The 11,981-nt window shown below is 72.6% G+C and carries 12 protein-coding genes; 8 read left to right on the forward strand and 4 right to left on the reverse strand.

The features are described from left to right. Positions 1–74 precede the first annotated feature (74 nt). The 3 genes from ACWDEW_RS42130 (at position 75) to ACWDEW_RS42140 (ending at position 2,247) form a co-directional block, all read left to right on the forward strand. Complete coding sequence (locus ACWDEW_RS42130) at positions 75–1,061, forward strand: helix-turn-helix transcriptional regulator (protein ID WP_450520641.1); 987 nt, start codon at positions 75–77, stop codon at positions 1,059–1,061. Between the two features lie 78 nt (positions 1,062–1,139). Next, positions 1,140–1,661: a DUF4240 domain-containing protein gene (locus ACWDEW_RS42135; protein WP_450520760.1), complete on the forward strand. Its 522-nt coding sequence runs from the start codon at positions 1,140–1,142 to the stop codon at positions 1,659–1,661. 58 nt (positions 1,662–1,719) lie between these two features. After that, positions 1,720–2,247 (forward strand): carboxymuconolactone decarboxylase family protein, encoded by a 528-nt coding sequence (locus tag ACWDEW_RS42140; protein WP_450520642.1) that lies wholly within the window; start codon positions 1,720–1,722, stop codon positions 2,245–2,247. 34 nt (positions 2,248–2,281) lie between these two features. On the opposite strand, the gene ACWDEW_RS42145 is transcribed toward ACWDEW_RS42140, so the two are convergent. Beyond that, complete coding sequence (locus ACWDEW_RS42145; RefSeq protein ID WP_450520644.1) at positions 2,282–2,512, reverse strand: hypothetical protein; 231 nt, start codon at positions 2,510–2,512, stop codon at positions 2,282–2,284. Positions 2,513–2,703: 191 nt separating this feature from the next. On the opposite strand from ACWDEW_RS42145, the gene ACWDEW_RS42150 reads away from it, so the two are divergent. Further along, on the forward strand, positions 2,704–3,834 hold the full coding sequence (locus ACWDEW_RS42150) for a lipid II:glycine glycyltransferase FemX (RefSeq protein ID WP_450520646.1): 1,131 nt from the start codon (positions 2,704–2,706) through the stop codon (positions 3,832–3,834). A 125-nt stretch (positions 3,835–3,959) separates the two neighbouring features. Here the strand turns inward: ACWDEW_RS42150 and ACWDEW_RS42155 are convergent, their stop codons facing one another. Continuing rightward, positions 3,960–4,769, reverse strand: a complete 810-nt coding sequence (locus ACWDEW_RS42155; RefSeq protein ID WP_450520648.1) for a peptidoglycan recognition protein family protein — start codon at positions 4,767–4,769, stop codon at positions 3,960–3,962. Positions 4,770–4,957: 188 nt separating this feature from the next. Here ACWDEW_RS42155 and ACWDEW_RS42160 point away from each other — a divergent pair, with 188 nt between their 5' ends. Next, a complete protein-coding gene (locus tag ACWDEW_RS42160) occupies positions 4,958–6,142 on the forward strand; it encodes a MarP family serine protease (RefSeq protein ID WP_450520650.1) in 1,185 nt (394 codons plus the stop codon). A 9-nt stretch (positions 6,143–6,151) separates the two neighbouring features. Here the strand turns inward: ACWDEW_RS42160 and ACWDEW_RS42165 are convergent, their stop codons facing one another. Continuing rightward, entirely contained in the window at positions 6,152–6,640 is a 489-nt protein-coding gene (locus ACWDEW_RS42165) for an N-acetyltransferase family protein (protein WP_450520651.1), read from the reverse strand. Positions 6,641–6,713: 73 nt separating this feature from the next. Between ACWDEW_RS42165 and ACWDEW_RS42170 the strand changes: the two genes are divergently transcribed. Both ACWDEW_RS42170 and ACWDEW_RS42175 read left to right on the forward strand, forming a co-directional pair. After that, positions 6,714–7,610 (forward strand): TIGR01777 family oxidoreductase, encoded by an 897-nt coding sequence (locus tag ACWDEW_RS42170; protein WP_450520652.1) that lies wholly within the window; start codon positions 6,714–6,716, stop codon positions 7,608–7,610. Positions 7,611–7,801: 191 nt separating this feature from the next. Further along, positions 7,802–9,295, forward strand: coding sequence for an NAD(P)/FAD-dependent oxidoreductase (locus tag ACWDEW_RS42175; protein ID WP_450520654.1), 1,494 nt, complete (start codon positions 7,802–7,804; stop codon positions 9,293–9,295). A gap of 99 nt (positions 9,296–9,394) precedes the next feature. On the opposite strand, the gene ACWDEW_RS42180 is transcribed toward ACWDEW_RS42175, so the two are convergent. After that, positions 9,395–10,831, reverse strand: coding sequence for a regulator (locus ACWDEW_RS42180; protein ID WP_450520655.1), 1,437 nt, complete (start codon positions 10,829–10,831; stop codon positions 9,395–9,397). A 282-nt stretch (positions 10,832–11,113) separates the two neighbouring features. On the opposite strand from ACWDEW_RS42180, the gene lipB reads away from it, so the two are divergent. Further along, positions 11,114–11,911 (forward strand): lipoyl(octanoyl) transferase LipB, encoded by a 798-nt coding sequence (gene lipB, locus ACWDEW_RS42185; protein ID WP_450520657.1) that lies wholly within the window; start codon positions 11,114–11,116, stop codon positions 11,909–11,911. The last annotated feature ends 70 nt before the right edge of the window (positions 11,912–11,981 follow it).

Genomic DNA, 11,981 nt, shown 5'->3' on the forward strand with positions numbered 1-11,981 from the left:
GGGGGTCCGGGGGCGCAGCCCCCGGGGACGGGACGGGTAGGGGCGGCGGGGGCGAGATCCCTCATCATGAAGGCATGCGCGCTGCCCGTCTCATCAAAATGGTGCTGCTGCTCCAGTCCCGCCCCTCCATGACCGCCGCCGAGCTGGCGCGGGAGCTGGAGGTGTCCGAGCGGACGGTGACACGGGACGCTCAGGCGCTGTCCGAGGCGGGTGTGCCGGTGTACGCGGAGCGGGGGCGCGCCGGCGGCTACCGGCTGGTCGGCGGGTACCGGACCCGGCTGACCGGCCTGGCCCGGGGCGAGGCGGAGGCGCTGTTCCTGAGCGGGGTGCCGGGCGCACTGCGCGAGATGGGGCTGGAGGACGCCGCGTCGGCGGCCCGCCTGAAGGTGTCCGCGGCCCTGCTCCCGTCCCTGTCGGACGCCTCCCGGGCGGCGGCGCAGCGGTTCCATCTGGACGCGCCGAGCTGGTTCACGGAACCGAAGACCCCCGAGCTGCTGCCCGCCGTGGCGGACGCGGTGTGGGACGACCGGCGCGTGGTGGCGCGGTACCGGCGCGGGGACTCCGACGTCGAACGGGAGCTGGAGCCGTACGGGCTCGTGCTCAAGGCGGGTGTCTGGTACCTGTGCGCGCGGGTGGCGGACCACGATTCCTTCCGGGTGTACCGGATCGACCGTTTCACCGCGGTCGACCCGACGCCGTCCGACGAACGCTTCACGCGCCGGGAGGACTTCGACCTCCCGGCGTTCTGGGAGGACCGGGCGGAGCAGTTCGCGCGGTCGATCCTGCGGGCGGAGGTGGTGGTACGGGTCTCCCCCGAGGGCGCCCGGAGACTGCCGTACGCCGTCGACCCCGCCGCCGCGCGGGAGGCGCTGGAGCTCGCGGGCGCACCGGACGGCGACGGGGACGGGTGGGTGACGCTGACCCTGCCGGTGGAGTCCGAGGAGGTGGCCCACGGCCAGCTCGCGGGGCTGGGTCCCGAGGTGGAGGTGCTGGCACCGACGAGTCTGCGGGCTCGCTTCACGCAGGACGCGACGCGGCTGGCGGCGCTGTACCGCCCATAACGATCTGCCCCTCTCCAGGTGACAATCCGCCCTACTCCACGTGCGCACCACCCGTCCAGGACCGATGCTTGACCCGTGATGGACGAGACGGAGTTCTGGGAGCTGGTGGACGCCACCCGCGAGGCCGCCGAGGGCGACCCCGAGGAGCAGGCGGACCTGCTCGTGGACCGGCTGCTCCTGCTGGATCCGGAGCTGGTGCTGGACTTCGCCCGTCATTTCGAGGCCCGCTACAACCGCGCCTACACCTGGGACCTGTGGGGTGCCGCGTGGGTGCTGCTCGACGGGGCGAGCGACGACGCGTTCGACTTCTTCCGGTGCTGGCTGATCGGCCAGGGCCGCGAGGTCTACGAGGGCGCCGTGCACGACCCCGACTCGCTGGCCGAGCTCATCGACGACTTCGACGACGAGATCGACGGCGACGGGGAGGAACTCGGATACGCGGCCGACGAGGCGTACGAGCAGCTCACCGGTACCGTCGCCCCCGACCTGGGCATTCCGCCGGCGCCGGCCGAGCCGCTCGGGGCGCCGCTCGACCTGGAGAACGAGGCCGTGCTCGCGGAACGCTTCCCGAAACTGCGCGAGAGGTTCCGGCGGGAGTGAGGGGGGTACGGCGATGGGTGCCCCGTCCGTCGACAGACCGGATCCCTGTGAGGTCATCGTGGCTCGAATACCGTACCCGGAGCGTTCCGCCGAAGCCCTCGACAAGCTCCCCACCGCGCTGAACGCGTTCCGCATGCTGTCCCACGCTCCCGAACTGACGGGTCCGGCGATCGACCTGGGGCTGGCGGTGCTCGGGTCGTCGTTGCCGGTGCGGTTGCGCGAGCTGGTGATAGTGGCGGTGGCGGCGCGCACGGACTGCGCGTACGGGGTCGTGCAGCACCGCCCGATCGCGCTGCACGCGGGGGTGACCGCCGAGCAGTTGGACGCCGTCGTCGAACTCCGGGCGGAGGAAGGCGAGTTCGACGCGGCCGAGTCGGCGTTGCTGACCGCGACGGAGGAGCTGTTGGCCCGGCACACGCTCACCGACGGCACATTGGGCTCACTGCGCAAGCATTTGACGGACCGTCAGGTGGTCGAGCTGATCACGACGGTCGGCTACTACACGATGCTGGCCGGTCTCCTGAACGGCCTTGGCGTGGACATCGATCCGGTGGGCGAGCAGTACTGGGAACTGGGCCGCCGTTAGGGCCATGCCGCTTCCGCCGCCGCGCCGGTGACTTCTAGGCGGCGCCGCGGCGCCGTGACGTGTCCGTCGGGATGTAGGCCTGGTTCTGGTCGGCCCGTACCGCGTGGTGCATCGGGGCCGCGTTGGCCTGGTCGAGCGCGGAGGCCGTGACGGCGGCCGGGCCGAGGACGACGGTAGCGACGGCGCAGACAACGGCCCACGGCCCGCGGGCGGACCTGGCCCAACCGGCCGACTTCTCCGTGGTGTTGGAGTGACTGCTGTTCATGTTCCCCACCTCCCTGTCAGTGCGTGTGCATGACGATAGGGAGCTTGTTTCGGTGGACCCGGTGAGTTGCCTGCGAGAAACCTGTGAGCGTGGCGGGGCCAAGTGTTCGCGCAGTTCACAGACTTGAGGTCTTGACCCGCGCCGTGATGTCCGGCTTACGGTGGCCGCCGCCGAACAGGAGCGCCGTGCCCATGACCAGCCCGTACGTGAAGGGGATCACCCGCGAGGAGCACCTCGCCCATCTCCGGCTGCATCCGGACGCGAGCCATCTGCAGATCCCCGAGTGGGCCGACGTGAAGCCCGACTGGACCGGGGAGAGCGTCGGCTGGTTCGAGGGGGACGCGCTGGTCGCCGTGGCCCTCGTGCTGTACCGGGCGTTCCCCGGGACCGGACGCTCCCTCGCCTACCTCCCCGACGGCCCCGCGATCGACTGGCGGAGCCAGCGCCTCGAACGCTGGCTGGACCCGCTCCTGGCGCACCTGGAGAAGGAGGGCGCGTTCTCGGTCCGCATCGGCCCCCCGCTCGTGGTCCGGCACTGGGACGCGGCCACCGTCGCGGCGGGCGTCGCCGACCGCGCCGTACGGCATCTGCGGGATCTGCCGACGGACGGGATCGACGGCTACGCGCTGGACGCGGCGGACCGACTCGAACGTCTCGGCTGGCGGCGCTGCAAGGAGAACGAGAACAGCGGCTTCGGGCTCGGGCAGCCCCGCTACGGCTGCCGAATTCCCTTGACCGGACGGTCCGTCGACGAACTGCGCCGCGGCCTCGCCCCGCACTGGCTGCAGTCCCTGCAGACCGCCGAGGGGGGCGGTGTCGGGGTCTTCTGGGGTTCGGCCGACGATCTGCCGGCCTTCCACCGCCTGTACCGCGCCACCGCCGAACGGGACGGCTTCAAGGCCCGCCCCCTCGACTACTTCCGGCGCATGTGGCAGGCGCTCAACGCCGAGGAGTCCGACCGGATGCGGATCTACCTCGCCGAGTACGACGACGAGGTCCTGTCCTCCGCCCTCATGATCGGCGTGGGCCCCCGCGTCTGGCACTCGTACCCCGCCTCCGGCCGCCGAGGCCGCGAACTCCGCCCCAGCAGCATCCTGTTGTGGCGCATGCTGTGCGAGGCCCTGGACTCCGGCGCCGACACCTACGACCTCCGCTCCATCACCCCGTCCCTGGTGGCCGAGGACCGCCTGGTCGGCCGCCTCCTCTTCAAGACCGGCGCGGGCGGCCAGGCAGTGGAGTACCTGGGCGAGTGGGAACGCCCGGTGGGCACCCAAGGGAAGATGCTGCAACGGGCGTTGGCGGTGTATCTCGGCCGCAGATAAGGCCTTTAGGGGCGCGGGGAACTGCGCGCCCAGCCCCCACCGCCCCGCACCCGACAACGAACCAAGCGGGGGTCCGGGGGCGCAGCCCCCGGGGGACGGGACGGGTAGGGGCGGCGGGGGCGAGATCACCGCCCCTGCAACCGCGCCGCCAACTCCCGAACCCCCGGCAGCCGCGCCGCCAACGCCGCCCCCGGACAACTCGTCATGTACCCGTCCTTGTGCCCCGCGAGAGCGGGAAGGACCGCGGTCGTACCGGAGCGGTACCGACTGAGGCTGTTGCTCGACACCAGCCGCGCCTTGCCGCGTGGATCGACATCCGCGAGCCCCAGCTTCCACGCGGCCAGCGCCGCGATCGCGTCCGTCATCGCCTTCGGAACCGCCATCCCGGAGGTGAACGTCCCGATCGCCGCGATCCCCGCCGTACGGTGGTTGAACCCCTGCGTGTGCGCCCCGGTGACCGCCCGGTCGACACCGCCGGCGCGCCCCTCGTAGATCGTGCCGCACCGGTCGACGAGGAAGTTGTAGCCGATGTCGTCCCAGTCCCGGACCCCGGTCTGACCGGCGTACAGGTACCGGATGATGCGGGGCGCGTCCGCGCAGTCGTAGCCGTTCGGCGAATCCGTGTGGTGGACGAAGACGGCGACGACCTTGTCGTCGTAGCGCGGCGGCGGCTGCGCGTGCCGGGAGAGCGCGTCGAGCCAGGCCGAGCGGGGCACGATGCGCGGCTCGGGCGCGGTGTGCCGCAGCGCCGCGGGGCGGGCCGCGACGGGGGCGTGCGCGGCGGCCGTGGCCCGGCGGCCGATGCCGTTCGCGCACAGCGCCAGCACGAGGACGGCGGCGAGGCCGGGGAGGCAGGCCAGCAGCACGAGCGCCGGGCGCGGTATTCGGATCCGGCGCCGCCGCCGGGCACCCGGCGTTCTTCTCGGAACACGCATGGTCACACTCTCGGCCGGAAACGCTCCGTCCGCGATGTGTGCTGTGCCACCCGGTGGAACCATCGTCCTGGTCCGGCACGTTTCTGGGGGTACACGCACGCGTGGCGGCTTCCCCGGGGTCACGCGCGCGTGACTGATCAGTGGGCCCGTTCCTCGCGTACTAAGGGTTCCGAGAGAAAGGCGGCTCCGTGGACCTGCTCGACCTGCTGTTGTTGCTGGTGATCCTCGCCTACGCGGCGTCCGGGTACCGGCGCGGCCTCGTCGCCGGATGTGTGTCGCTCGCCGGGTTCGTGGGCGGGGCGGTCGTCGGCGTGTGGGTGCTGCCGTGGGTGATGGACCTGGTGACACCGGGGACGACGACGGCGACGGTGACCGCCGTGCTCACCGTGCTGGTACCGGCGGTGGTCGGGCACGAACTGGCGGGGCGGCTCGCGCTGAAGCTGCGCAAGGAGCTGGACCGGGGCCCGCTGCGGGTGGCCGACGGGATCGGCGGGGCCGCGGCGAACTCGGTGGCGGTGCTGATCGTGGCATGGGTGGCCGCGAGCGTCCTGGGCGCGTCCTCGTCGGCGCTGGTCACGACGGCGATCCAGGACTCGACCCTGCTGGGCAGCGTGCAGAAGCTCATGCCGGACACGACACCGACGTGGTTCTCGCGGGCGACCTCCGCGCTCACCTCGGCGGGCTTCCCGCAGGTCTTCAACCCGTTCGAGAACGCGTCGACGGCCGAGGTGGCCAAGCCCACCGGCGACAGCGTCACGGCCGCCGCGACGAACGCCGCCAAGCGGAGCACGGTCAAGATCGAGGGCTCCTCGGGCACCCAGGGCCGCGAGGGCAGCGGCTTCGTGTACGCGCCGCAGCACGTGATGACCAACGCGCACGTGGTGGCCGGCATCGACGACCCGACCGTCCGCATCGGCGGGGTCGGCCGGTCGTACGAGGCACGGGTCGTCCTCTTCGACCCGGACAAGGACGTCGCCGTGCTGTACGTGCCGGGGCTGGAGGCACCCGTCCTGCGCTTCGACGACAGCGCGGAACGCGGCAACTCCGCCGTGGTCGCGGGCTATCCGCAGGACGGCGACCTGAACCTCCAGGCCGCGACCGTCGCCAACCGGGTGAACGCGACCGGGCAGAACATCTACAACGACGGGACCGTCACCCGCGAGATCTACTCGATCCGCTCCACGGTCCGCCCCGGCAACTCCGGCGGCCCGCTCCTGACGACCGGCGGCAAGGTCTACGGCGTGGTCTTCGCCCGCTCCACCTCGGACGACGAGACGGGGTACGTGCTGACGGCCGACGAGGTCTCCGGGGACGCGCAGCGCGCGGCGACCGCGACGGCGGAGGTAGACACGGGCGACCTGATCACGTCATGAGACACCGGGTCACAGAGCCCGGCCCATCATCACGTCGTCGACGTACTCCCCGTCGAGCAGGAACTCCTCCGGCAGCACGCCCTCGACCGCGAAGCCCTCGGCCGCGTAGAGCTTCCGCGCCGGGGTGTTGTGGCCGAGCACGCGCAGGGTGAGCCGCCGGGCGCCGCGCCGCCGGGCCTCCTCGACGGCGGCCCGGACCAGCGCCCGCCCGACCCCGTGCCCGCGCGCCTCCTCTGCGACGGCGAGCCCCTGGATCTGCCGGACGTGCGCGTTGCAGGCGAGCGGGGTGGGAAAGGCCAGCCGGATGTAACCGACGATCCGGCGGTCGACCTCGGCGACCAGATGGTCCCCCGGCGCGTGCCGCTCGTCGAAGAAGGGCCCGTAGGGCGGCTGCGGGCGCGGCATGACCGCGTGCAGGTGCGACCAGGTCGCGCGGTCCAGTGCGCCGAGTTCCTCGTCGTCGTCGGGCAGGGCGGTACGTATGTACGGCTCGGGCATATGAGCCAGACTACGGCGGGGGCCACGCCGTCCTCATGGGGCTTTTATGGATCAACGAGGCAGGATGGGCGCCATGGAACGCTCGCGAATCGCGGTGACCGGCGCCTCCGGTCTGATCGGCAGCGCACTGGTGCGGTCCCTGACCGCCGACGGTCACGAGGTGGTGCGCCTGGTGCGGCGGGCCGCCCGGGCCGCCGACGAGGTGTGCTGGGACCCCGAGGGTGAGTACGTCGACGCGGCGGCGCTCGACGGCTGCGACGCCGTGGTCAACCTGGCCGGTGCCGGCGTCGGCGACCACCGCTGGACGGACGCCTACAAGAAGACGGTCCGCGACAGCCGTGTCCTCGGCACGGCGGCGCTGGCGGAGGCCGTGGCAGCACTGGACCGGCCGCCGCGGGTGTGGGTGAACGGCAGCGCGATCGGCTTCTACGGCGAGACCGGCGACCGCGCGGTGGACGAGGACGCGCCTCCGGGTGACGGTTTCCTGCCCTCGCTGTGCGTGGAGTGGGAGGAGGCGACGGCGCCCGTGCAGGAGGCGGGCGTGCGGACGGTGTTCGCGCGGACCGGTCTGGTCGTGGCGAAGGACGGCGGGGCGTGGGCCAAGCTGTTCCCCCTGTTCAAGGCGGGGGTCGGCGGGCGGTTCGGCGACGGGCGGCAGTACTGGTCGTTCATCGCGCTGCACGACGAGGTCGCGGCGATCCGGCATCTCATCGACACCGAGGGCCTGTCGGGACCGTTCAACCTCACCGCCCCGAACCCGCTGACGAACCGTGAGATCACGGCGGCGATGGGCCGCGTCCTGCGCCGCCCGTCCCTCTTCACGGTGCCGGCGCCCGCGCTGAAGCTGGTGCTCGGCGAGATGTCGGGCGATGTGCTGGGGAGTCAACGGGTGCTGCCGAAACGGCTGTTGGAGTCGGGGTTCACCTTCACGTTCCCGGAGATCGAGGGGGCGATCCGGGCGGCGCTGTGACCGTCCGGGACCGGACCGACGGCACATGGTGACGCACGGCGACCGTATGCGACCGCCGTGCGACCGTGCCCTGCGTATGCGCGACTTCCCCCGACCGATCACGGCCCTAACCTCGACCCGAACTCGGGTATCCCTGGAGGCTGTTGGGGGCATGACGTTTCCACCGGCCGCGCAACCCTGAGGAGGGGCACGTGCTTGAGCACGCGTACCAGGCGGACGTCGTCGTCGTGGGGGCCGGGGTCGCCGGACTCGCCGCGGCACATCGGCTGATCAGCGCAGGAGTAACAACCGCAGTCCTGGAGGCCGCCCCTTACGTGGGCGGCCGTATGTCGACCGAGAAGGTCGACGGTTTCCGGCTCGACCGGATCGGACAACTCCTGTCCACCTCATACCCCGAACTACGCCTCACCCCGGGCCTCGACTCCCTGATCCTGCGCCCCTTCGCCCCTGGCGTCCTCCTCCACAGCGACGGCCGCCACCACCGCGCGGGTACCCCGGCGCCCGGAGGGGGCGCATGGGGCGCACTCCACGCGGCGCGCGCCCTGGCGAGCGCCCCCAGGGCGGGGGCGGTACCGCGGATGCGGAGGGGATCGGTGTGGGGCGGCGCAGGACCTTCCGGACGCGGTACGCCTCTCAGGGACCGTACGGACTCCTCCTGGGGCGGCCCCACGCTCAAGGACCGCCCCGTGGACACCCAGAGGGTCGCCGCGGTGCCCAGGCCACGCACCGGCGCCCCGCTCGGCGGCCCGGTCGACCAGGCCCGGCTCGGGACCGCGCTCACCCGCCTCGCCGGAACGCCCGTCGAACGGCTCCTGGCCCGCCCCGAGTTGCCCGCCGGGCAGGCGCTCGCGGCGCGCGGGGTGCCCGCGCGGACCATCGACGGTTTCCTGCGTCCGCTTCTCGCCGCGCTTCTCTGCGACCCGGAGCTGACCACCTCCAGCCGGTGCGCCGACCTCGCGCTGCGCGCCTTCGCGGGCGGGCGGCTGTGCCTGCCGGAGGGCGGCGCGGAGATGCTGCCCGAGGTGCTGGCCGCGGCGCTGCCGCCGCGCACCGTGCACACCGGGGTACGCGTGACCGCCGTATCGACGACGTCGGTGACCACCGCCGAACACGGCGAGATCCACTGCCGGGCCGTGCTCGTCGCGACGGACGCGCGCGCTGCGGCCGTACTCCTGCCCGGCCTGCGCGTACCCGACTTCCATCAGGTGACCGTGGTGCACCACACGACCGACGAGCCGCCCGCCACGGGAGCCGCCCTGCTAGTCGACTCCGACCGCGGCGGCCCGGTCGCGCACACCGCGATCGTCAGCGAGGTCGACCCGAGCCGCGCACCCGCCGGCCGCGCCCTCGTCTCCTCGACGGTCCTGGGTCCTCCCCCGCCGGACGTCGAGACCGCCGTACGCAGGCATCTCTCGCGCCTCTACGGCACCTCGACCACCCGCTGGGAGACCCTCGCCGTCCACCACACGGCCACGGCCGTCCCGGTCATGCGCCCACCGCACGATCTGCGGCGTCCCGTACGGCTGTTGGCCGGCCTGTACGTGTGCGGCGACCACCGGGACACGAGCACCGTGCAGGGGGCGCTGCACTCGGGCCACCGGGCGTCGTCCGCGATCCTTGCGGACCTGGGAGCGGCGGGCTCGATGCACAGGGCGGAACAGATCCAGACAACACGGGCCGCCTGAAACGCCCCAGGGGCGCGGGACTGTATCGATATGCGGCTCCGCCGCGTGGGCGCGACCAGCCACAACGGACCCGCGCAGTCCCGCCGCCCCCAGCCCGCGTCACCCGAACGCCGCGACCTTGTCGCGATACCCCCGCACCGGCGCCGCGTCCTTGTACGGCTCAAGCCGCCGCTCGAAGTCACGCACATACTCGATCGCCCGCACCGACCGCATCTCCGCCGCCTGCCCCGCCGCCTCCGCCCCCAGCGCGCACGCCTGATCGAGCTCGCCGAGCCCGAGCCGCGCGGAGGCGAGCACGACCCGGCAGAACAGCCGGCTGCGGGCGAACGCGGGCGCCCGCAACTGCAGCGAGCGCTCCGCGTGCTGAGCGGCGGCCCGGAACTGCTGAAGATCCCGGTGCGCGTGCCCGAACTCGTCGGCGAGCTGCGCCTCGTCGAAGAACCGCGCCCAGTACGGCACTTCGTCCCCGGCCCGCGCCGCTTCGAGGGCGCGCTCGGCCCGCACGAGCGCGGAGGTGCACGCCCGCACCTCCCCGAGCACCCCGTGCGCCCGCGCCTCCACGGAGTGCAGCAGCGCCTGCACGACAGGGGGCGCGCTGGTCCCGACTCCCTGCTGCGCCACCCGTGCCAGCTGCACGGCCTCGCGCCCGTGCCCGAGATAGACGGCCTGCCTGCTCATGGTCATGAGGACGTACGAGCCGTAGGCCCGGTCCCCGGCCGCCTGCGAGAGCCGCAGCGCCTGCACGAAGTACCGCTGCGCGAGCCCGTGCGCGGCGATGTCGTACGACGTCCAGCCCGCGAGCCGGGTGAGGTCGGCCGCCGCGGCGAACAGGCGCCGGCCGGTCTGTTCGCCGTAGGTGCCGCGCAGCATCGGCTCGGTCTCGTGCTCCAGGTAGCGCACGAGGGCCTGGCGGGCGTGGCCGCCGCCGTAGGCGTTGTCGAGGGTGCGGAAGAGCTCGCCGACCGAGCGGAGCGCGGAGATGTCGCCGCCGGTGACCTTCTGGCCGGGGCCGCGTTCGGCCGCGCCGCGCTGCCGGGGCACGACGGGGCGGCCCTGCGGGGGCACCCGGCCGGCGGGTTCGGCGCGGCCGACCCGGTCGTCGGCGCGGCCGATCAGCCAGTCCCGGCTGGGCACCACAAGACCGGCCGGGGTGAAGGCGATCTTGCGCAGCTCGGCGTGGCTGCCGGAGTCCTTGCGCCACAGCCCGCTGACGATGTCGACGGCCTCCTCGGGGGTCGCGGCGAATTCGAGCCCGGCGTACACCGGCGCGCAGGCGTCGAGGCCGAGGTCCTGTGCGGTGAGCCGGCGCCCGAGCCGGCGAGTGAAGACCTCGGCGATGAGGGCGGGGGTGGTGCCTCTGGGCTGCTGGCCGCGCAGCCATCGGGTGACGGACGTCTTGTCGTATCTCAGGTCGAGTCCGTGCTCAAGACCGAGCTGGTCCACGCGACGGGCGAGACCTGCGTTGGAGAACCCCGCTTCTGCGATGAGCGCGGCGAGCTGACGGTTGGGAGTGCGCTGCGCGGGTCGTTCCGTCATCTGCGGTGCGGTCTCCTGCCTTTCGGGCCTCACAGAGGCCGATGCGACCCCTGCTGCCCGGATTGCCTGTGAGCAGCCCTTTTGGCCTCGTGAACGGCGCGAATGTAGCGGAGCGTAAGCGGCTCGTCGCACATTCCGACGTGCATTCATCCGATCGTGTGAGGATTGGTCGTAGGGCTGACGGTCCCGGCCGCCCGGTGAGGTGTCAGCGGTCGGTCGTACAGTGGCGTAGGCATGTTTCGTGCCTTACGACTCGTGGGTGCTGTGAGGGAGGCGCTTGCCGTGGGTGAGTTGCGGTTCGTCCGGATGGGGTTCGGCGCTGAAGCCGTCGAGTACCAGGAGGCGTGGGACGAGCAGCGCCGGGTGCACGCGGCCCGCTTCGAGGACGCGGTCCCGGACACCGTGCTGCTCCTCGAACACCCGCCGGTCTACACGGCGGGCCGCCGCACGCAGGACGACGAGCGCCCGCTCGACGGCACCCCGGTCATCGACGTCGACCGCGGCGGCAAGATCACCTGGCACGGCCCGGGCCAGCTCGTCGGCTACCCGATCCAGAAGCTGCCCCGCCCGGTGGACGTCGTCGCCCACGTACGCCGCCTGGAGGAGGCGCTGATCCGCGTGTGCGCGGAGTTCGGCGTGGAGACCAGCCGGGTCGAGGGCCGCAGCGGGGTGTGGGTGCTGGGCGATCCGGTGGAGCAGCGGCCGTCGATCGGCGGGCTGTCCCTCGATTTCGATCCGCGGCTCCAGGACGAGGAGTTCGACCCGCGGATGAACGGCCCGGAGTACGCGCCCTCGAACGCCGGCCAGCGCCGCGAGGACCGCAAGATCGCCGCGATCGGCATCCGGGTGGCCAAGGGCGTCACGATGCACGGCTTCGCGCTGAACGTGAACCCGGACAACCGCTGGTTCGACCGCATCATCCCGTGCGGCATCCGTGACGCGGGCGTGGCCTCGCTCGCGGCCGAGCTGGGCCGGGATGTCACGATCGACGAGGTCCTGCCGGTGGTCGAGCGTCACCTGAAGGACGTACTGGAGCACGCGGATCTGAAGCCCCGGGAGATCGAGAAGGCGACCGCCTGACCCGGGAATGTGACTTTCCGCTCTGCGGTTGGCCTCAAGGCGGGGGCCTGAAATCACGGGCGTACCCTGG

The organism is Streptomyces sp. NPDC001100 (assembly GCF_053598575.1).

What these genes read in the sequence shown, in the direction of transcription:
- ACWDEW_RS42180 (WP_450520655.1), bottom strand. Translation starts at nt 10,831, where the DNA reads ATGACGGAACGACCCGCGCAGCGCACTCCCAACCGTCAGCTCGCCGCG.
- ACWDEW_RS42170 (WP_450520652.1), top strand. Translation starts at nt 6,714, where the DNA reads ATGGAACGCTCGCGAATCGCGGTGACCGGCGCCTCCGGTCTGATCGGC.
- ACWDEW_RS42135 (WP_450520760.1), top strand. Translation starts at nt 1,140, where the DNA reads ATGGACGAGACGGAGTTCTGGGAGCTGGTGGACGCCACCCGCGAGGCC.
- ACWDEW_RS42145 (WP_450520644.1), bottom strand. Translation starts at nt 2,512, where the DNA reads ATGAACAGCAGTCACTCCAACACCACGGAGAAGTCGGCCGGTTGGGCC.
- ACWDEW_RS42150 (WP_450520646.1), top strand. Translation starts at nt 2,704, where the DNA reads ATGACCAGCCCGTACGTGAAGGGGATCACCCGCGAGGAGCACCTCGCC.
- ACWDEW_RS42155 (WP_450520648.1), bottom strand. Translation starts at nt 4,769, where the DNA reads ATGCGTGTTCCGAGAAGAACGCCGGGTGCCCGGCGGCGGCGCCGGATC.
- ACWDEW_RS42165 (WP_450520651.1), bottom strand. Translation starts at nt 6,640, where the DNA reads ATGCCCGAGCCGTACATACGTACCGCCCTGCCCGACGACGACGAGGAA.
- ACWDEW_RS42130 (WP_450520641.1), top strand. Translation starts at nt 75, where the DNA reads ATGCGCGCTGCCCGTCTCATCAAAATGGTGCTGCTGCTCCAGTCCCGC.